The sequence below is a fragment of the Paraburkholderia sp. SIMBA_030 genome, assembly GCF_046535245.1.
Taxonomy (GTDB): Bacteria; Pseudomonadota; Gammaproteobacteria; order Burkholderiales; family Burkholderiaceae; genus Paraburkholderia.
Genome location: NZ_JAWRXB010001646.1, coordinates 1 through 236 on the forward strand (window position 1 = coordinate 1; position 236 = coordinate 236).

Sequence of the window (236 nt, forward strand, 5' to 3'; positions counted from 1 at the left end):
GTGCTGTTGATTTAAATGACAAACAGCCTTATATAGAGAATTACTTGAAAGAAGATAGATCAAAGGGTTTTGATATAACAAAAGACACACTAATGAGGGTTTGTTTGATAAAAACAGAGGAATCCTTTTATAAATTGGTATGGAGCTTTCATCATATATTACTCGACGGCTGGTGTATAGGAATCATATTAGATGAACTATTCACTATCTACTCACATAAATTAAAAGGAACTAAG

General features: G+C 31.4%; 1 protein-coding gene. It reads left to right on the forward strand.

All coding sequences use genetic code 11. The annotated features are described in order from the left end of the window. The coding region (locus SB772_RS45595; protein WP_410839228.1) for a condensation domain-containing protein at nt 1-236 on the forward strand (236 nt) is incomplete at both ends.